We start from the raw sequence: 19,031 nt of genomic DNA on the forward strand, positions 1-19,031 counted from the left end.
CGGCGCTCCCGCGCGCCCGTAGCTCAGTTGGATAGAGTACTGCCCTCCGAAGGTAGTCGTCATTTGGTTTTGGTGCGTTAAAATGATGACTGCTCTCCGCCGCGCAATGTGGCAAAAAGCGCCTGTAGCTCAGTTGGATAGAGTACTGCCCTCCGAAGGCAGGGGTCGGACGTTCGAATCGTCTCAGGCGCGCCAATCCTTCTGCTGCAATCGATTCGGCCTTATCCGGCCATCCATCTCTACCATGCTTTCTTGAAAACTTAATGAGGACGATAAGGGTCGTTTGGGGTGGTGCTAAAACTCAATTCGATGCCAAGAGGTAGTAGTCGTTGCATATTACCCAAAGTTTTCCGTGCCCATCCCGCGCCTACTGCGCGCCTGCTTCGTGCCCAGCATTTACTAATTGCAAGTCACAGGAAGTGAATTTTGACACCTGTTCTCAGTGCCCATGAGTCTGAAATCAGGAGCGGTGTTCCTAACTGCTAATTCAATCGAAACGGAATTCCGCTGATGCGTCTCGACAAATGGCTGTGGACCGCCCGTTTCTACAAGACTCGCAGCCTGGCGAGCACGGCTATCGATGGCGGCAGAGTGAAGTTGAACGGTGATACCGTCAAACCCGCCAAGGAAGTAAAGCTCGGTAACCAGTTGCAAATCCGTTCTGGAGATCAGCTATGGGTTGTGAGCTTGGCTGGATTCTCTGAACAACGCCGCCCGGCACCCGAAGCGCAGCAACTCTATCAGGAAACTCCGGAAAGTATCCAGGAACGAACCCGTCAGGCAGAACTGCGCAAGATCGCACCGACCCCGCTGTCCGAGAATAAAGGCCGTCCGACCAAGCGCGACCGGCGCCAGTTGAACGAGTTTCGCGATAGCTGAAATTGATGTGTTGCCGTTCAGTTCGCAGGCGGCTGCGAATGATCAGCGCTGCTGATAGCGCTTCTTGCCACCCGGCGTCAGGCAACTCGCCCTTCTCGGTCCGTGCTTATTCAAATTAGCGTTCAAGATGATACTAATGCTAGAATATTCCTAAGTACAAGATACTTGGGAGGCATTGACATGGCCAGACCGCGGCGAGTAGATCCGAAATTGGTGACGCAGGCCCAAGCGGCCGTGAGAGACGCCGATAATGTTGAGGCCCTGCGCTGTGCGCAGGCGGTGCTGCTACCGGCGCTATTGGGAGCGACGCTGGAGCAGACCGCAGCGGTACTGGGCATAGGTCGAGCCACCGTGCCCAGGCTACAAGCGCGCCTGCGCCGGCTGTTGGCCAAACCGGACGCAATCCGACCGAATTGGGGTGGTCGCCGGCGAGCTTCGCTGCCACTGGAAGAGGAGGATCGTTTCCTGGCCCCTTGGGTGCAGGCCTCCAGTGAAGGGGGAATCCTGGTCGTTTCGCCACTGCGTGCCGCGTTAGCGCAAAAGCTGGGACGTCCTGTGGCCGCCTCTGTCGTGTATCGCCTGTTGGCGCGGCACGGCTGGCGCAAGGTCGCACCCGACACCCGGCATCCGGCATCCGGCATCCGGCATCCGAAGAGTGATCCGCCGATCCAGGAAGCGTGGAAAAAACTTCCTGAAACACTGGCAGCCCTCTTGAAACAGGAAGAGGTTCGGGGTCGCCGGGTGCGCCTGATGTTTCAGGACGAAGCGCGCTTTGGGCGCATGGTGCGAATTCGTCGCTGCTGGGCACCCAACCCAGCACGGCCAATGGTCTGCAACGGCTACGAGCGGGAGTTCATCTACGTTTATGGCGCCGTCAGCCCCATCGAAGGCGAGTTGGATTGGATGACCTGTCGGCAGATGAACACCGAACAGATGACGGCGTTCCTGGCCCAAGTCAGTACCGCGCATGAAAAGGAGTTCATGCTGATGGTCGTCGACGGCGCCAGCTCACACGTATCGAAGGATCTGCAAGTGCCAGAGAACATTCGTCTGCTGCGCCTGCCACCTTACGCGCCCGAACTCAACCCGCAGGAGCACGTCTGGGATGAGGTGCGGGAGAAGGAGTTTCCCAATCGTGTGTTTGCCGACCTCGGTAGTGTCATCCGCCAGTTGGAAGCAGGCCTTCCCCGTCTGGCAGCAAATACCTCAGGGCTGCGCAGCCTGACCGCATGGCCATGGATTGTTAGTCTCAACTTGAACGCTACTTAGAATTACGATTTACGCTCAAAAAGCTCACCGACCGTGCAGTCGAAAAGATTGCATAGCCGATCCATCGTTTCTAACTCCACGCGGGCGGCAGTCAACGCGATCTTCTGGGAGGGTGAGCGCTTCGAGCGTTTCTGCCGGGCGCCAAGCTCATGCAAAGGCCATCACAGTGAAGCCAGGGAAAACCTTCGTCATGCCCCGTGGAGACGGCAGAGGCGGTCGCCTCGCTGTTCCCCAAGTTCTGTTCCGCGCATCATTCGCTGGCGCTGACTGCGGCGCTGCTCCACGATGCCGGCAAGAGCGACGACTATGTGATGGAGCCGGGGCAGGTAAACCGCCTGTCTGACTGGGGCCGCCTGGTGAGTCACAAGCCGACGGTGGCCTTCTGGATTGGCGAAATACATCTGTCGTTGAAGAACAGGCTGTCGCGCGCGATGCTGCAATCGCTCCTGCACGCCATCAATGCAACGAAAGCGCCACCGGAACTCGGGCTGCGCAAGCCGATGACGCCGGAAGCTATCCTGCTGTCGCTGGCCGATCTGGCTTCGGCGAAGAGCGACCTGTTCGGTCGCCAGAGTGCGCATGACGGGGGATGAGGCATGCCGCATCCGCACCTTGGGGAACAGGGACCGTATACGGTGGCGGGTTGGGAGGTGGATTGAACTTGCCGCGAGCCGGGCCTGGTGCGTCCTTCGCAGGGGTTCGGTCGGCCGACGCTCAGATCGTCGCCATGTCGATGACAAAACGAAACTTCACATCACTTTTCAGCATCCGCTCATAGGCCGTATTGATGTAGTTCATGGGAATCATCTCGATGTCGGAAACGATTCCATGTTTGGCACAGAAATCGAGCATTTCCTGTGTCTCGCGAATACCGCCGATCAGGGAACCGGCGAGCTGGCGGCGCTTGAAGATCAGGCTGAAGACTTCCGGAGAGGGATGCGGCTCGGCCGGTGCGCCAACCAGGGTCATGGTTCCGTCACGCTTCAGAAGTTGCAGGTAGGCATCAAGCGAGTGAGGGGCCGCAACAGTATTCAGAATGAAATCGAGCGACCCGAGCCGGGCTGCCATCTGCTCGGGATCGGTGGATACGCAAACCTCGTGGGCTCCGAGTAGCTTCCCGTCCTCAATTTTGCCGGAGGACGTGGTGAACAGCACGACATGGGCGCCCATCGCCGCGGCGATCTTGACCCCCATATGGCCTAGACCGCCGAGGCCGACGATGCCGACCTTCATCCCAGGTCCGACCCGCCAGTGACGTAGCGGCGAGTAAGTAGTGATGCCGGCGCACAGCAGCGGCGCCACAGCCGCCAGATCCTGTTCGTCATGCTTGATCTGGAGCACGAACGACTCCTTGACCACGATGCTCTGCGAGTATCCGCCATATGTATTCTCGCCGCCGAAGACCGGGCCGTTGTAGGTGCCTGTAAACCCGTTGTCGCAGTATTGCTCCTCACCTTCCCCACAGGCCGGGCAATGCCCGCAGCTATCGACCATGCAGCCGACTCCGGCCAGATCGCCAACCTTGAATCCCGTCACCTTGTTCCCGACAGCAACCACCCGGCCAACAATCTCATGGCCCGGCACCGAGGGATAGAGCGTGTTTTTCCATTCGTTTCGCGCGGTATGCAAGTCGGAATGGCAAACGCCGCAAAAGAGGATTTCGATCTGGACGTCTTCAACACCTGGCGCGCGACGTTCGATCTCAAATGGAGTCAGCGGACTGCGTGCAGTTTGGGCGGCATAGGCTTTGGTCATTTTGGGCTCCGATAGATAGATTGACTGGAATAGAAATAATCAGACGTGTGCTGCCTTGGGCGAACTCAGCATGGAAGACGACTTCCCGATTGCAGCGAGTTCGTCTGTGGACCAGCTAACTGGCGAGGGTTTATGGGCATCAATGATGGCGACAACGAGGGACATATGGTCGCTACCACAAGGCCTCGACCGGAGAGTGGACGGCCATGCAGCCAACAAGTTCCAGATGCAAATTTAATAGCTATCAGGCAGCAATCGGTTGCGGCAATTCGAGTGCTCAAAAACGAGGTGGGCCGAACGGCGGGTAACTGATCGGAAACCTGCCGCCCGATTCTCCGCGATGAGGTTCCGGACTTCGCTGAACGGACGGTAAGCTTTTGGCCCAACAGTTCCGCAATGCGGCGGTTACCGGCCCGACGTCGGGCAATTTCGCCGAGCGGAGGTTATCCAATTTCCGCTACTTCCGGATCCGACCCAGAGGACTAAACCGCTCGCGCGGTAGAGGCTGCGCATAAGCTGCTGAGTATCTTTGAGATTGGCGTGCTGTTTCCTATGTTGAGAACAGAGGCAATCCGCCTCGTTACTCGACAGGAGCAGCGCCATGACCATCACGACCCAAAGCATCAGCCCGTTGCGTCAACGCATGATCGACGACATGCGGATGCGCAAGCTATGCGACAAGACCCAGACTCACTATATTCGCGCCGTTCGGCAATTCGCCGGTTTCCTGGGTCGCTCGCCGGACACCGCGACCATCGAAGACCTGCGACGCTACCAGTTGCGCCTGGTCGATCACGGCATATCGCCCGTTTCGCTCAATGCCGCAATCACCGGGCTGAAATTCTTCTTTGAACGGCCGCCGTGTGTACTCCTCATCGATCAGACGACCGAGCAGCAGATCGCTTTCATCGACCGGCTTGGGCTTTTTCTGCGCATAAACCGTGGCGCGGGATACGCCCGCCAGAACACACTGCTGGACCACGGTGGCCTCATCCCCTTTGCCAATCCACGATTGCCGCATCATGACAGGCTCATCCCGGACTTTTTTGAGCCAATCCAACTCCATCTTCAGTTTGCCAATTTCGCTGTACAGCAATTCCGGCTCCCGGTGAGCGGCCAGCGGCTTCGGGCCTCGTTTGCCTTCAAACAATGTCTTGGCTTGTTCCTGAATCTCCTTCTTCCACTGCCCGACCTGCACCGGATGAACACCGTACTCCTGACCAATCTCATTGATCGTCTTCATCCCTCGCACGGCCTCCAGCCCTACCTTCGCCTTGAATTCGGGCGAATGGACCTTCCTCTTCTTCACTTCTTGCATCACTTCTCATCCCTCATGACAGCGCACAGCTTAAACCACTGTCTTGAAAATGGGGACCACTATAGTTAATCGGCCTCGGTTCCGCCGGGCAGGTCAATCAGGGTACGGTCGTGACGCGCATGGCGCCACGCAACGAGCGCAAGATGACGCAGCAGGAAATCCTGCCCATCCTGCGCAAGGAACTGGCCGAGATTCCCGGCGCACGCGTCTTTGCCGCCCCCTACCCGATGGTCCAGGGTCAGCGTAGCGAGCCGCTGCAGTTCGTCCTCACCGGCGAAAAACTGGCCGAGATCGGCCGCCTTGGGCGCGAACTGCAGGGCAAGTTGGCCGCCGAACCCGGCCTCGGCGGCCGAATCGACACCGACCTGCAGCTCGATCTGCCGCAACTCGTCTTCCTCCCCGACCGCCTGCGCATCGCCGCGTCCGGGCTGACCACCGCCGATGTTGCGTTGGCGATCAACATGCTGACCGGCGGCGTCGATATTGCCAAATACAACGATGAGCCGGGCGACGGCCAGCGCTACGACATCCGCGTCAAGGGCCGCGAGGGTGAATTCCTGCAGCCAGCCGACCTCGCGAAAATCTATCTGCGCAACCGCGAAGGCACGCTGGTGCGCCTCGATTCGGTCGCCACCTTCAGGGAAACGCTCGGGCCTGCGGTGATCGGGCGTTTCGACCTCCAGTACTCGGCGACCTTCTATGCCACACCGACCATGCCGCTCGGCGAGGCGGTGGAGAAGCTGCGAGCGCTCGGTGCCGACCTGCCGCCGGGGTACCAGATCAAGCTGATCGGCCAGGCCGAGGAGTTCGCCAAGACCACGCAGTACATGGCTTTCGCCTTCGTGCTGGCGATGGTCCTGCGCTACATGGTGCTGGCCAGCCAGTTCGACTCGTTCCTGCAACCGTTCATCGTCATGCTTGCCCAACCGCTGGCCATTGTTGGCGGCGTCGCCGCACTGTGGGCCAGCGGCCAGACAATCAACATCTATTCGATGATCGGCCTCGTCCTGCTCATCGGTTTGGTGGCCAAGAATTCGATCCTCCTCGTCGACCTGACCAACTACCGCCGCGCTAACGGCATGGGCATTGACGATGCCCTGAGGAACGCCTGCCCGACCCGCATGCGGCCGGTGCTGATGACCTCGGCCACCGTCGTCCTTGCCCTGCTCCCCGCCGCGCTCGGCTTCGGCGCCGGCGCCGAAACCAACCAGCCGCTGTCGATCGCCGTCATCGGCGGCATGATCTCGTCGACCCTGCTGACACTGGTCGTCGTCCCCGCGGTCTATTCGCTGGTCGAGAGCTTTATCGATCGTCGGCAAAGCGCGCGATCAGGCATCTGAACCAGCCGGCAGGGCCAGCCAGTGTGGGACCTATGGCGATTGCGAGCGAGAACATTGGCGGTGGCTGCAACACACTTGCCGGGAATCGCCATGCCAGACTGCGTATGGGGCGGGTTCTTTGTCTCGAAGGCGGCCTTGTTCCAGTCGGCCAACGCCATCCCCGGCTTGATGATGCCGGCGGCGACAAGCGCGCCCAAGAAAGCCGCGCCCGAGCCGGATTTCGATGCATTGCGACGTTGGTTGTTGAAATCCGCTCCTCTCAAAAGTTAATTACGTCGCGCCAAACACAATCCACTCTACAAGTGTTGTCGCGTCATCGTCCTTAGATTGTCCGTTTGGCGCGCCTGAACTTCGTTGCAAGCCGGACCGACGAGGCCATGGCGGGCCGTGTAGCCGCCTCTTTTCGCCAGGCCAAGATACGCATACCCATGTCGAAAATGGTTTATTTTTGTGCGATGCGGCATGCATTTTGCGCGAAGGCCCTATAACCTTTCCGTTGACATTCAGACGGTCGAGAAATCGGCCGAATTGTATTTAAATACCCCTCACAGGAGATGTCCCGATGAAACTTCTACCTGCCGTCGCCACTGCAATGGGCATGCTTGCAGCAGTGAGCGCGGTGCAAGCCGCCGACCCAAATCTGGCCCGCAACCTCGCCGCAACCTGTGCCAACTGCCACGGCACCAACGGCAGGGCTGTCCCGGGTGCCGGGATCGACGTGCTGGCCGGCATGGAGAAGGCCAAGACCCTGCAGAAACTGGCGGACTTCAAGAGTGGCGCCAAGCCCGCGTCGATCATGCATCAGATATCGAAGGGTTATACCGACGAGCAGCTCGATCTGATCGCCACCTACTTCGCCGCTCAAAGATAGGGGGCAATGCTCATGATAAGACGTGATTTCCTGAAAGCCGGCACGGCTGCGGGCGCTCTGGCTTCCCTTTATGGCTGCGCCGGCGGCAGCAAGGCCAGTGGCCATGTGGTCGTGGTCGGTGGCGGCTTCGGTGGCGCCACGATGGCCAAGCACCTGCGCATGTGGAGCGAAGGCAGCGTCCAGGTGACGCTGATCGAGCGCAACCCGACCTTCATTTCGTGCCCAATCTCGAACCTGGTCATCGGTGGCACCAAGACCATGGAGGACATCACGGTCAGCTACGACGGCTTGAAGAACAGATGGGGCGTCCGCCTCATCCAGGACGACGTGGTTGCGGTCGACGCGGCAAAACGCTCGATTTCGCTGGCCAAGGGCGGCTCCATGACTTACGACCGCCTGGTGCTCTCACCCGGTGTCGATTTCATGTTCGACCTGGTGCCTGGCCTCAACAATGCTGCCGCCCAGGGCAAGATCCTCCACGCCTGGAAGGCCGGCCCGCAGACCGTCGCCCTGCGCAAGCAACTCGAGGGCATGAAGGACGGTGGCATCTACGCCATTTCGATTCCCAAGGCGCCCTACCGCTGCCCGCCCGGACCCTACGAGCGCGCCTGCCTGGTGGCCAACTACTTTAAGCAGAGCAAGCCGAAATCCAGGGTCATCATTCTCGACGCCAACGAGGATATCGTCTCCAAGAAAGGCTTGTTCGCCAAGGCGTGGGCCGACCTTTACAAGGATATCGTTGAGTACCGTCCCAACAACGAGCTCAAGGATGTCGATGTCGCCACCAATACCGCAATCCTCGAATTCGCCAAGGTCAAGGCGGATGTGCTGAACGTGATTCCGCCACAGCGTGCCGGCGACATTGCCGCCAAGTCGGGCCTCAAGCTGATCAACAGACGCTGGGTCGACATCAACTGGCTGTCGATGGAATCGACCGGCGCGCCTGGCGTGCATGTTCTGGGCGATGCCATCTTTCCGGCGCCGAGCATGCCGAAGTCGGGGCACATCGCCAACCAGCAAGCCAAGCTCGGCGCTGCGGCGATTCTCAACATGCTGGCCGGCGATGCTCCGAGCGCGACACCGCTGGTCATGAACACCAGCTACAGCTATGTCGATACCAGGAATGCCATCCATGTTGCATCGGTTCACAGCTACGATGCTGCAACCAGGACGATGCAGCCGGTCAAGGGGGCGGGGGGCGTTTCGGCCGCCCGCAATGAAATCGAAGGCAAGGCGGCAATGGGCTGGGCGAAAAACATCTGGGCCGACATGCTGGCCTGAGATCTCGTCGAGCAAGCGGAAAATGATCACTTTCTCAGCTGATTTTCGCTCCGCGGGCTGGAGCCATCGATAGGAGCGGTGCTCAAGCAGCCCTGGGGTGGGAGCGTTATTCGAGGACCAGCACCAGTGCCAGCGGCAGGAAAATCAGCGCAGCCAGGTTGCCGATCAGCACAATCGAGGCGACGCGTTCCGGTTCCTGCCGATAGCGTTCGGCGAAGAGGAAATTGAGTACGGCTGGCGGCAACGCGCCGAAAACCAGCAGCATCGCCGCGTCGCGCCCTTGGAGACCGAGCAGGTTGATCAAGCACCATGCGACTGCCATTCCCGCCAGCGGGCGCAGCAGCGCGCTACCGGTCGCCAGCTTCCATTCGCGAAACGAAACGTCGGTCATCCGCACGCCGAGCGAGAAGAGCAACAGCGGCACCGAAACGTCGCCGAGCAGCTTGATGGAGGTCAGTAGCGGCTGCCAGATGGAAATTTTCAGCATTGCCACGGTCAACCCGGCAATTGCGGCAAAAACCACCGGCACCCGCCACAGGGTCAGCAGGCGCGCCGTCGGGTCGAGCAGGCGGGCACCGAAAGTAAAGTGCAACGTGTTCTCGACCATGAACAGGATCACCGCTGCCGGTAACGCGTCCTCACCCCAGGCCAGCACGGCGAGCGGCAGGCCGATGTTGCCTGAATTGTTGAACATCATCGGCGGCACCAATGTTTTTGGCTGGGCACCGATCAGTTTCGCCAGCGGCCAGGCCAGCAATCCGCAAGTTGCCAGTACCAGCAGGGCGCCGAGCGCCAGCGGCGCGTATGCCGCGAGATCGAACGACTTTCCGGCCATCGCCGCAAATACCAGCGCCGGGACAAACACATCCATGTTGAGACGGTTGGCGGACGCCATTTCCGGCTTGTGACGGCGCGCGTAGAAATAACCCGCGGCGACGATCCCGAAGATCGGGAAAAGGATGCCAAGCAGACGAAAGGCGAGGCCTTCGCCGCTCACAAGACGTAGCGCGAAAGATCCTCGTCGGCCGCCAGTTCAGCCAAGCGCTGATTTACGTAGTCGGCGTCGATGGCAACCGTTTCCAGCCCAGCCTTGCCGGCATCGAAGGAAACCTCCTCGAGCAGCTTTTCCATGACCGTGTGCAGACGGCGGGCACCGATGTTTTCGGTCTTCTCGTTGACCTGGAAGGCGATTTCGGCCAGCCGCCGGATGCCGCCAGCGGCGAATTCGAGCCGTACTCCCTCGGTTTCGAGCAGAGCCTCATACTGCCTTGTCAGACAGGCATCGGTCTGGGTCAGGATCGATTCGAAGTCGCTGACCGACAGCGAGTCGAGCTCGACACGGATCGGAAAGCGACCCTGCAGTTCGGGAATCAGGTCGGACGGCTTCGCCAGATGAAAGGCGCCGGAGGCGATGAACAGGATGTGATCGGTCTTGATCATGCCGTACTTGGTCGACACCGTCGTTCCCTCGACCAGCGGCAGCAGATCGCGCTGGACGCCCTGGCGCGAGACGTCGGCACCCTGCATTTCCGAACGGCTGGCGATCTTGTCGAGTTCGTCGAGGAAGACGATGCCGTTCTGCTCGACAGCCTTGACCGCCTCAAGCTTGACATCCTCGTCGTTGACCAGCTTGGCCGCTTCCTCATCGGTCAGAAGCTTCAGAGCTTCGGTAATCTTCAGCTTGCGCGACTTTTTCTTGCCGCCACCAAGGTTCTGGAACATACCCTGGATCTGCTGCGTCAGTTCTTCCATGCCGGGCGGCGCAAAGATCTCGGCCTGCATTCCTGGAGAAGCGACTTCGATCTCGATTTCCTTGTCGTCAAGCGCGCCCTCGCGTAGCTTTTTGCGGAATTTCTGGCGGGTGGTACTGTCCGTTGCGGTCGACTCGCTGTTTTCGGCAAAAAATCCGGGGCCGCGCGCCGGTGGCAGCAGAACGTCGAGAACCCGGTCCTCGGCGGCATCCTCGGCGCGCGCGCGCATCTGCTTCATCGCCCGCTCGCGCTGTGACTTGATGGCCATTTCGACCAGATCGCGAATGATCGTCTCGACATCGCGGCCGACATAACCGACCTCGGTGAATTTGGTGGCCTCGATCTTGATGAACGGGGCATCCGCGAGCCGCGCCAGGCGCCTGGCAATTTCGGTCTTGCCGACGCCGGTCGGGCCGATCATCAGGATGTTCTTGGGGGTGATTTCCTGACGCAGCGGCTCGGCCACCTGCGCCCGCCGCCAGCGGTTGCGCAGCGCGATGGCGACCGCCTTCTTGGCATTCTTCTGGCCAACGATGTGCTTGTCCAGTTCGTGGACGATTTCCTGCGGGGTCATCCCGGCGCCGCCACTCATTCCAGCACCTCGATCGTGAAATTGCGGTTGGTATAGATGCAAATGTCGCCAGCGATTTCCAGCGACTTGGTAACGATTTCGCGTGGCCCCAATTCGGTATTTTCGAGCAGGGCGCGCGCCGCGCTCTGCGCATACGAACCTCCGGAACCAATGGCGACGATGCCCTGCTCGGGCTCGAGGACGTCGCCGTTGCCGGTGACGATCAGCGAAACTTCCTTGTCGGCGACTGACAACATGGCTTCCAGGCGGCGCAGCGCGCGGTCGGAACGCCAGTCCTTGGCCAGTTCGACCGCCGAGCGCAACAGGTTACCCTGGTACTTTTCCAGTTTGGCCTCGAAACGCTCGAACAGCGTGAAGGCATCGGCGGTGCCTCCAGCGAACCCCGCGAGGATGCGGCCCTGATACAGCCTGCGGACTTTTTTCGCGGTGGCCTTGATGACGACATTGCCCAGCGTGACCTGGCCGTCGCCGCCCATGGCGACCGAACTGCCGCGGCGCACCGACAGGATCGTCGTGCCGTGATATTGCTCCATATTTCTCCCTGATCTTAGGACTTGGGGACGATGATGCGGGCGAACTTGTTGAGGCCGACGACGGCCATCAGTTCCGCCACCAGATGATTCGGGCTGCGAACGATAACTTCCGACCCGCTGGCCTTGAAGGGGGACAGGCGATTGACCAGTTGCCCAGCAGAAAAAAAGTCGAGCCGGCGTACACCCGAAAAATCGATAACAACATTGTCCGTCTGGTTGAGGACGTGAATCAGGTCGTCGAAGCGGCTGTTCCTGATCTCGCCGCTCAGGTAATGCGCATTGTCCGCGCGCTTGACCGGCTTTGCCTTGGGGAGGCTCGCTACCGGAACAGCTTCCCATGATGGTGGCGAACGTTCGAAGGTGACGGCGAAGTCGATGGCGACCTGTTCGAAGTCTTCCTGTGTGCCGAAGCGCTGTAGCAGTTCCAGCACCAGCAGCCATGTCCGGGCATTCTGGGCCTCGCCCACAGTCAGGCGACGGCGCAGGCTCGGCATGATGCCCTCGATCTGGTCGAGGACGATCACCGCCCCCTGACGGCGGGCGCTCATCAGCAGGTCGGCCAGGCGGCCGCCAATTTCGTCATCACAGCCGATCAGCCTGCTGCAATCCACCCTGAGCGGCCTTTTTGCCCTGAGCGCATCGGTCAGAGGTGTCAGCGCACTGATGTCGTCCGCGGTCAGCAGGCCCTGCAGCTCGCAAACCGCTACGGCGGGTCCGACCGCAGCCACTTTGGGCGCCACCTGAAGATCTGTCCAGGCCGGCGGCGACATTTCACAAGCGTCCACGAAATCCGCGGCCAGCTTGTCGAAAGCATCCCGATCACCCGTCAGTCGCAGGAAATCGAACAGCATCTGCCACAGCCGCAGGCCCTCGGTGCCGGGATAGGCGCCGAGCAGAGACTCAAGCAGTGGACGGACGACGGCGTCCTGACCGTTGGCATACAACACGGCAACCTGCTCGACATCGGCCTGGATCGAGTCGGCGCCATGGTCGACATTGATCCCCATGACGCTCGAATCGGTGAATTCGCGATCGAATTCCGAAAGCATATGATCCATCTCGGCCTGGGTCTTCGGCGCCCCTGGCTTCCCGGCCGACTGCTTCGCGCTGGAAACCGAATGCGCTCCGGGCGTGAATTCAAGGTCGGGCAGCGGCTCCGGGATCTTCGCGGCCTTTTCCGGCGCCTCCGGCAGCACGGACTGCTCACCGGTCGGAGCAAACGCTGGCTTCGGACGCATGATCTCGCCCTGCGGAACCTTCTGAGCTTTCTTCTTGAAGAACGAAAAAACCATACTTACCTCAAATGCGGAAGTGCTCTTTTAGCATGCCCCACGATGTCATGCAATGATCAACCCCACGGCAATCAGCAGCAAGGCGAAGATCGGGCTGAAAGGCTGATCGAGCTTGAGCGCCAGCGTCAGCGCGACGACGGGGTCGAAGCCGAGGACGACGGTCCGGGCCCGCAATCCGTACCGGGTGATGACCCGACCGCAAAACGCCTCGACGAATTCATGATCGTGGCTGACCGCGACGAGTCCGGCACCGGTTCCGGCCAGACCGGGCAGCGCGTTCGGCCAGTGCCGGCAATTCGCACCTGCTGAGCGGGGCTGGCTGGCGACTGGGCGGGACATCCTGTGTCTGCGGCACCAGACGCAGCCGGGGGCGTCTTTTCAGCACTCCGGAAGATACATGCGCCCGGCCGGCGCCGCAAGCGCGGTGCTCTTGCCGTCCCCGTTCGCTCCGGTCAACCCGAGAATCTGCCGGGATTCCAACTCCGATCATCAGCCCCTGGTTCCGCAGCGCAAAGCACGCTGCGGACAACGCACCGATCCCGATGACTGGCTGCGGCCGAACGTCCGCCCCAACTTGCGGCGCCCGGTATTTAAAACTTGTAGATCCAGCTCGCGATCACGAAGTAGTTGAGGACCCCGAAAATGTCGATGGCGGTGGTCACGAACGGTCCGGTGGCGACCGCCGGATCAACCTTCAGGCGCTGGAAGATCATCGGCAACAGCACAGCCAGCAAGGCCGCGCCCGTCATGTTGCCGAGTACGGTCAGGCCGACGACCTGCCCTAGCTGGATGCTGTCGTGCATCAGGTAACCGACGACGGCGATGATCACGCCATAGAACGTGCCCAGCACGAGGCCGACGCGCAATTCCTTGAGCACCAGCGGCACGGTGTCGCGAACGTCGATGGCGCCGGTCGCCAGGCCGCGCACGGCAACGGTGGCCGACTGCACGCCAACGTTGCCAGCCATGCCCATGACCACCGGTAAAAAGGCGCTGAGCACCAGCACCTGGCCGAGAATCTCCTTGTATTGCTCAATCACCACTGTCGCCGCCAGGCCGCCAATGAAAGCCGCAAGCAGCCAGGGCAGACGGATCCCGGCGATCTTGAACGCCGAGTGGGTCAGCGTCTCCGACTCGCTGGTACCCGCCATCTTCAGCATGTCCCGGGTCGTCTCCTCCTCGATGACGTCGATCACGTCATCGACCGTGACCATGCCGACCAGGACATTGTCCGCATCGACCACGGGGACGGCAAGCAGGCGATACTTGTCGACCAGCAGGGCGACGGTGGTCTGGTCAGCGTCGGTCGTCACACTCATCACGCGCCGGTTCATGATGTTGTGGAGCACGGTACTCGGCCGCGACAACAGCAGTTGCCGGAGCGAGACAACACCCGCCAGTCGTCCTTCCTCGTCGGTCAGGTAGAGGTAGAAGACCATCTCGACGGCATCACGACCGCGAATGCTCTCGATCGCCTGCTCGACGGTAAGGCTGTGCAGCAGCGAGAAGATGTCGGTGGTCATGATGCCGCCGGCGCTGTCTGAGGCGTACTTGAGCAGGCTTTCGAGTTCCGACTTGCTGTCGCGGCCAAGCAGGGCCATCAGTTCGGCGCGCTGCTCCTCCGGCAGATCACGGATGAGGTCGGCGAGGTCGTCCGGGGGCAGGCGTTCGAGCAGGCTGGCCAGTTGACTGGCGCTCGACTCGGTCATCACCCGCGTGTGCAAGCCGGTAGGCATCTGGTTGAAGACTTCGGCCGCCAGTTCCTTGTCGCCGAGCACATGGAAGATGTCCACCGCGTGTTCGGGCGGAAGTGCGTCGAGAATCGCCGCCATGTCGGCGGGGTGAATCCGCGCCATCATTTTCTGCAGTGATCCGCGAGCGTCGCGGTGATACAGTCGGTCTATGGTTTCGACCAGCCGCTTCTTCCTCGCGTCATAAGTGTTCGCCGTGAGCGGCTGGGTATCTACGTTGATATGCATCTTGATTCCCCTCAATCAATGTGCGTGCAGGCCGATTTGATATTGGTGCAAACGCGGCGTAAACGCAGCCTAAACGAAGTGTAAACGCAGCACTCCGTGGGGTCCAGCGACAATTCGCCTTGACAGGATAATTCGCCAAAGGGACGGAACCAACAGCCTTCCGGACCAGGCGCCTACGCGCGGCGCGGACTCAGTCCACCTGGAGCAGCAGACCCTTGAGATACTCGCCTTCCGGGAAATTGAGGGCCACCGGATGGTCGGCGGACCCCGTAAGGCGACGGACGATGCGCGCCTCGCGGCCGGCATCGAGCGCCGCGCCGGCGACGATCTTCTGGAACAGTTCAAGGCCGATGCCGCCGGAACACGAATAGGTCATCAGCAGACCGCCCGCTTTTAACAGACGCAGGCCGAGCAGGTTGATGTCCTTGTAGGCTCGCGCGGCGCGCTCGGCATGGGCGGCGGACGGCGCGAACTTGGGCGGATCGAGGACGATCAGGTCGAACAGCCGGCCCTCCTTGCGGAATTCGCGCAAGGCGAGGAAGACATCGGCCTCGAGCCATTCTGCGCGTTCCGCCGGCAACTGCGGATTGAGCGCCAGACTCTTCCGCGCCTGCTCGAGCGCCGGGCCGGACGAGTCGATGGAGAGTACGCTCGCCGCCCCGCCTGCCAGCGCCTGCAGCGAAAATCCGCCGGAGTAGCAGAAACAGTTCAGAACTTCCCTGCCAGCCGTCAGTCGGCTGATCAGAGCGCGGTTGTCGCGCTGGTCGAGATAGAAGCCGGTTTTGTGCCCACCCACGATGTCGACCGCCAGCCGGACGCCGTTTTCCTCAATGTTCAGCAGCGCATCCGGCGCCGCGCCATGCAGCCAGCCGGTCGTCGGCTCCAGGCCTTCGAGGCCACGGACCTCGGAGTCGGAACGCTCGTAGATGCGCGCGCAGTCGGTCGCCTTGACGAGACCTGCGACAATGGCATTGCGCCACTTGTCGGCGCCCGCCGAGGTCAGTTGTACGACAACCGTGTCGCCATACCGGTCGGCGATGACGCCAGGCAGCCCGTCGGATTCGGCATGGATCAGACGCAGTCCCGACTGACCACGCAGTTCGGGCAAGGCTTGACGGCGCGCCACGGCGGCGGCGATGCTGCGCTTGAAGAAGGCATCGTCGACCGACTCCTCGGGGTCGAAGGTCCAGAAACGCGCGCGAATCTGCGACCGTGGGCTGTAGGCGGCCCGACCCAGCGGCCGCAGGTTGTCGGCCAGCACCTCGACGGTATCGCCCGGCCGCGCCCGGCCTTCAAGACGCCCGACCGCGCCGGCAAACAGCCACGGATGGTGCAGCTTGAACGCGGAACGCTCCTTGCCCGGCAGGAGAATGAGCTGAGCCATATTTTTTCGATCTCAAAAGCAAGAAACCCCGGTCACCTCGCGGCAACCGGGGCCCGGAAAACCCGGCAGCGCCCTAGCCGCCCAGTGCCTTGCGGTTGCGGGCGTGACATTCGGCGGCGTAGATGACCTTGAACAAGGTCTTGCCGGTGCCCTTGAACAGGCGCTTGCTGGACTTGGAAACGCAGCGGCGCTCCAGGGAAGAACGGCGGGTACGGTTGATGGCCATGACTAACTCCTTGAATCCGGCGATTTTTCGAAACGACCCATCATAAGGGCTGGCCCACAAAAGGTCAATTGAAGCCTGATTTTCCGGCTTTTCCGCCGGTCGACCGTGCCCCGCAGGCTGGGCGCCGGTGGCTCAGGCACACTTGGGGCGCGGCAAGTCGCTAGCGCTTGGCGCGTGGATGGGCCGCGTCGTAGACCTTGGCCAGATGCTGGAAATCGAGATGCGTATAAACCTGTGTCGAGGCAATGCTGGCGTGACCGAGCATCTCCTGCACCGCCCGCAGGTCACCCGACGACTGCAGCACGTGCGAGGCGAAGGAGTGGCGCAGCATGTGCGGATGGACGTGGCGTGGCAGTCCGGCGCGCAACGCCTGGCGTCCGAGCCGGTCCTGGATCGCCCGGTGACTCAGGCGCGCTCCACGCCGGCTGACGAACAGTGCACGCTCGTCGTCAGCGGCAATCTGAACCCGCAGCACCTGCCACGCCGCCAGCGCCTCGCGCGCCTTGGCGCCGACCGGAACGATCCGCGCCTTGTTGCGCTTCCCCAGCACCCTGACCTCGCCATCAAGCAGCAGCGATTCCAGGGCGGTGCAATCGAGGGCGGCGAGTTCGGCAAGGCGCAACCCCGAGGAATAGAACAACTCGAACATCGCCGCGTCGCGTGCCTCAAGCACGGGATCGTCGTCTGCCACGGGCACCAGCAGCGCCGCGGCCTCATCGACCGATAGCGCGTTCGGCAGGTGCCGTGGCGACTTCGGCGGACGTACCCCGTCGCACGGATTGGCGGTCAGCGCACCGTGCTGGCCGAGCCAGCCAAAGTAGCCGCGCCAGGCCGACAGCATGCGCGCAAGCGAGCGCCCGGAGAGACCCTGTGCGTGAAGCTGAGCGACGAAGCGGCGGATCTGCTGCACCTGGAGTTCGACCGGTCGGACACCACCGGCCAGCGCCAGCAGTCGCGTCAGGTCGCGCCGGTAGTTGCGGACGGTATGCGGCGACAGCCGGCGCTGCTCGGCCAGTTCGGCCAGATATTCGTCAACCGTCGCCGGCGAAATCACTTGGCGAGCTAGGCAACGCGAGTCAGCGCGGCCGAAACCATCTCGCCTATGCGCTCGAGATAGAGCGTACCCATCTCATGATAGAAGCGCTTGCCGTCCTCGCTGCCGAGCGCCAGCATGCCGATCGTCGCGCCGCCGTCGCAGAGGGCGACCAGCGCCTGCGAGCGCAGGTGCGCCGCCTGTCCGCCAAACCAGGCGCCAGTGCCAAAGCCGGAGGTCGAACCGCAGTATGGATGCGTCAGCGTGTCGGCGAAAACCTGCAGTTCTTCCGAGACCGCAACAAATTCCGGGAGGTCATTGATTCCTTCGGGTTTTTTCCACAGGCGCAGGGTGACATGCGGAACCGAAAAATCGTCGCGCAGATGAAATCGCAGCAGATGGATGACCGCTGAAAAAGTCTCGACCGCAATCAGGCCGACCGCAAGTCGATGCACCTTCTCGCCGATCTGGTCATTTTCTTCTCCGAAGGCGATCAGCTCGGCTAGTTTGCTCTCGGTTTCGCGGTTCTTGTCGCGCAGCGTCAGCATCTGCCGCTCGGCCAGCGAAACCGCCCGCCCATCATGAGGGTGTGGAACGAAGATCTGCGCCATCAGGTCGGCATACTGCTCGAAGAATCCGGGATTGTTCTTCAGGTAATCGGCTACATCTTCGGGAAAGGGCGCGCTCATAGTTCTATTTCTCCAGTGAAAACGGTAACTGCCGGGCCGGTCATCAGCACGGGGCGACCCGGGCCACCCCAGGCAATGTTGAGATCGCCGCCGCGTGTTGCCACCCGCACCGGCGAGTCTAGCAGGCCGCGCCGGATGCCGGTCACCGCAGCCGCGCAAGCGCCCGTGCCGCAGGCCAGCGTTTCACCCGCGCCGCGTTCATGGACGCGTAGCCTGATCGCGTGGCGATCGACCACTTGCATGAAGCCGGCATTGGCCCGCTGCGGGAAGCGCTCATGCCATTCGATCAGGGGGCCATGCGTATTGACCGGTGCGCTGTCCACGCTGGCGACGACCTGCACGGCATGCGGATTGCCCAGCGAGACGACGCTGATGTCCAGCGTTTCATCGGCGACGTCGAGAGAGTAGATCACTACGTCTTCGTCATGGATGAAGGGAATCTCGCTCGGCAGAAAGCGAGGGATTCCCATGTTGACCGTGACATTGCCGTCTCCCTCGAGGCGTGGGGTAATGATTCCGCCCAAAGTCTCGACGCGAATCTCGCGCTTGTCGGTCAGCCCCTGTTCATGCACAAAACGCGCAAAGCAGCGCGCGCCATTGCCGCACTGTTCGACCTCGCCACCATCCGCGTTGAAAATGCGATAGCGGAAATCGACATCCGGTTGCCGCGCTGCCTCGACCAGCAGGATCTGGTCGCAGCCGACGCCGAAATGGCGGTGCGAGATGTAGCGCAGTTGTTCCGGTGTAAGCAAAACCGGCTGGCGGATGCCGTTGATGACAACGAAGTCGTTACCCAGACCGTGCATTTTGACGAATTCGAGTTTCACAACGGGCCCCAC

The 19,031-nt window shown here is 61.4% G+C and carries 20 protein-coding genes, 1 tRNA gene and 1 pseudogene; 9 read left to right on the plus strand and 13 right to left on the minus strand.

The features are described from left to right. The first annotated feature begins 118 nt into the window (after positions 1-118). From IPP03_11880 to IPP03_11890, 3 genes are all read left to right on the plus strand, one after another. Positions 119-195 (plus strand) — tRNA-Arg (locus IPP03_11880). 315 nt (positions 196-510) lie between these two features. Next, on the plus strand, positions 511-879 hold the full coding sequence (locus IPP03_11885; GenBank protein ID MBL0353313.1) for an RNA-binding S4 domain-containing protein: 369 nt from the start codon (positions 511-513) through the stop codon (positions 877-879). A gap of 234 nt (positions 880-1,113) precedes the next feature. Further along, complete coding sequence (locus IPP03_11890) at positions 1,114-2,148, plus strand: IS630 family transposase (GenBank protein MBL0353314.1); 1,035 nt, start codon at positions 1,114-1,116, stop codon at positions 2,146-2,148. Between the two features lie 2 nt (positions 2,149-2,150). Here IPP03_11890 and IPP03_11895 read toward each other — a convergent pair whose 3' ends face one another. Then, a complete protein-coding gene (locus IPP03_11895; protein MBL0353315.1) occupies positions 2,151-2,303 on the minus strand; it encodes a helix-turn-helix domain-containing protein in 153 nt (50 codons plus the stop codon). A 42-nt stretch (positions 2,304-2,345) separates the two neighbouring features. On the opposite strand from IPP03_11895, the gene IPP03_11900 reads away from it, so the two are divergent. Further along, positions 2,346-2,741, plus strand: coding sequence for an HD domain-containing protein (locus IPP03_11900; protein ID MBL0353316.1), 396 nt, complete (start codon positions 2,346-2,348; stop codon positions 2,739-2,741). A gap of 121 nt (positions 2,742-2,862) precedes the next feature. Here IPP03_11900 and IPP03_11905 read toward each other — a convergent pair whose 3' ends face one another. Further along, entirely contained in the window at positions 2,863-3,903 is a 1,041-nt protein-coding gene (locus IPP03_11905) for an NAD(P)-dependent alcohol dehydrogenase (protein ID MBL0353317.1), read from the minus strand. A gap of 601 nt (positions 3,904-4,504) precedes the next feature. Between IPP03_11905 and IPP03_11910 the strand changes: the two are divergent. The 5 genes and pseudogenes from IPP03_11910 to IPP03_11930 all read left to right on the plus strand — a co-directional run bounded on the left by IPP03_11910 (position 4,505) and on the right by IPP03_11930 (position 8,713). Continuing rightward, positions 4,505-4,756: pseudogene (locus tag IPP03_11910) on the plus strand (phage integrase N-terminal SAM-like domain-containing protein). Between the two features lie 584 nt (positions 4,757-5,340). After that, on the plus strand, positions 5,341-6,561 hold the full coding sequence (locus IPP03_11915; GenBank protein MBL0353318.1) for an efflux RND transporter permease subunit: 1,221 nt from the start codon (positions 5,341-5,343) through the stop codon (positions 6,559-6,561). A 90-nt stretch (positions 6,562-6,651) separates the two neighbouring features. Continuing rightward, entirely contained in the window at positions 6,652-6,831 is a 180-nt protein-coding gene (locus tag IPP03_11920) for a hypothetical protein (GenBank protein ID MBL0353319.1), read from the plus strand. A 292-nt stretch (positions 6,832-7,123) separates the two neighbouring features. After that, a complete protein-coding gene (locus IPP03_11925) occupies positions 7,124-7,432 on the plus strand; it encodes a c-type cytochrome (protein MBL0353320.1) in 309 nt (102 codons plus the stop codon). Positions 7,433-7,438: 6 nt separating this feature from the next. Further along, entirely contained in the window at positions 7,439-8,713 is a 1,275-nt protein-coding gene (locus tag IPP03_11930; protein ID MBL0353321.1) for an FCSD flavin-binding domain-containing protein, read from the plus strand. 106 nt (positions 8,714-8,819) lie between these two features. Here IPP03_11930 and IPP03_11935 read toward each other — a convergent pair whose 3' ends face one another. The 11 genes from IPP03_11935 to dapF form a co-directional block, all read right to left on the minus strand. Continuing rightward, complete coding sequence (locus tag IPP03_11935) at positions 8,820-9,710, minus strand: AEC family transporter (GenBank protein MBL0353322.1); 891 nt, start codon at positions 9,708-9,710, stop codon at positions 8,820-8,822. After that, entirely contained in the window at positions 9,707-11,038 is a 1,332-nt protein-coding gene (gene hslU, locus IPP03_11940; protein ID MBL0353323.1) for an ATP-dependent protease ATPase subunit HslU, read from the minus strand. The genes IPP03_11935 and hslU overlap by 4 nt, the downstream gene beginning before the upstream one ends. A 14-nt stretch (positions 11,039-11,052) precedes the next feature. Beyond that, entirely contained in the window at positions 11,053-11,589 is a 537-nt protein-coding gene (gene hslV / locus IPP03_11945) for an ATP-dependent protease subunit HslV (GenBank protein ID MBL0353324.1), read from the minus strand. Positions 11,590-11,603: 14 nt separating this feature from the next. Continuing rightward, a complete protein-coding gene (locus IPP03_11950; GenBank protein ID MBL0353325.1) occupies positions 11,604-12,881 on the minus strand; it encodes an anti-sigma factor antagonist in 1,278 nt (425 codons plus the stop codon). A gap of 45 nt (positions 12,882-12,926) precedes the next feature. Continuing rightward, positions 12,927-13,220: a hypothetical protein gene (locus tag IPP03_11955; protein ID MBL0353326.1), complete on the minus strand. Its 294-nt coding sequence runs from the start codon at positions 13,218-13,220 to the stop codon at positions 12,927-12,929. Positions 13,221-13,471: 251 nt separating this feature from the next. Next, positions 13,472-14,860 (minus strand): magnesium transporter, encoded by a 1,389-nt coding sequence (mgtE, locus tag IPP03_11960; GenBank protein ID MBL0353327.1) that lies wholly within the window; start codon positions 14,858-14,860, stop codon positions 13,472-13,474. Positions 14,861-15,050: 190 nt separating this feature from the next. Beyond that, positions 15,051-16,244, minus strand: coding sequence for a class I SAM-dependent methyltransferase (locus tag IPP03_11965; GenBank protein MBL0353328.1), 1,194 nt, complete (start codon positions 16,242-16,244; stop codon positions 15,051-15,053). Positions 16,245-16,317: 73 nt separating this feature from the next. Beyond that, positions 16,318-16,470, minus strand: a complete 153-nt coding sequence (locus tag IPP03_11970; GenBank protein ID MBL0353329.1) for a hypothetical protein — start codon at positions 16,468-16,470, stop codon at positions 16,318-16,320. Between the two features lie 160 nt (positions 16,471-16,630). Then, positions 16,631-17,524, minus strand: a complete 894-nt coding sequence (xerC, locus tag IPP03_11975) for a tyrosine recombinase XerC (GenBank protein MBL0353330.1) — start codon at positions 17,522-17,524, stop codon at positions 16,631-16,633. Positions 17,525-17,532: 8 nt separating this feature from the next. Then, on the minus strand, positions 17,533-18,192 hold the full coding sequence (locus tag IPP03_11980) for a DUF484 family protein (protein ID MBL0353331.1): 660 nt from the start codon (positions 18,190-18,192) through the stop codon (positions 17,533-17,535). Continuing rightward, positions 18,189-19,019, minus strand: a complete 831-nt coding sequence (gene dapF / locus IPP03_11985; GenBank protein MBL0353332.1) for a diaminopimelate epimerase — start codon at positions 19,017-19,019, stop codon at positions 18,189-18,191. The genes IPP03_11980 and dapF overlap by 4 nt, the downstream gene beginning before the upstream one ends. Positions 19,020-19,031 lie beyond the last annotated feature (12 nt).

Origin of the sequence: Candidatus Dechloromonas phosphoritropha (genome assembly GCA_016722705.1) — a bacterium.
GTDB classification, from domain to species: domain Bacteria; phylum Pseudomonadota; class Gammaproteobacteria; order Burkholderiales; family Rhodocyclaceae; genus Azonexus; species Azonexus phosphoritrophus.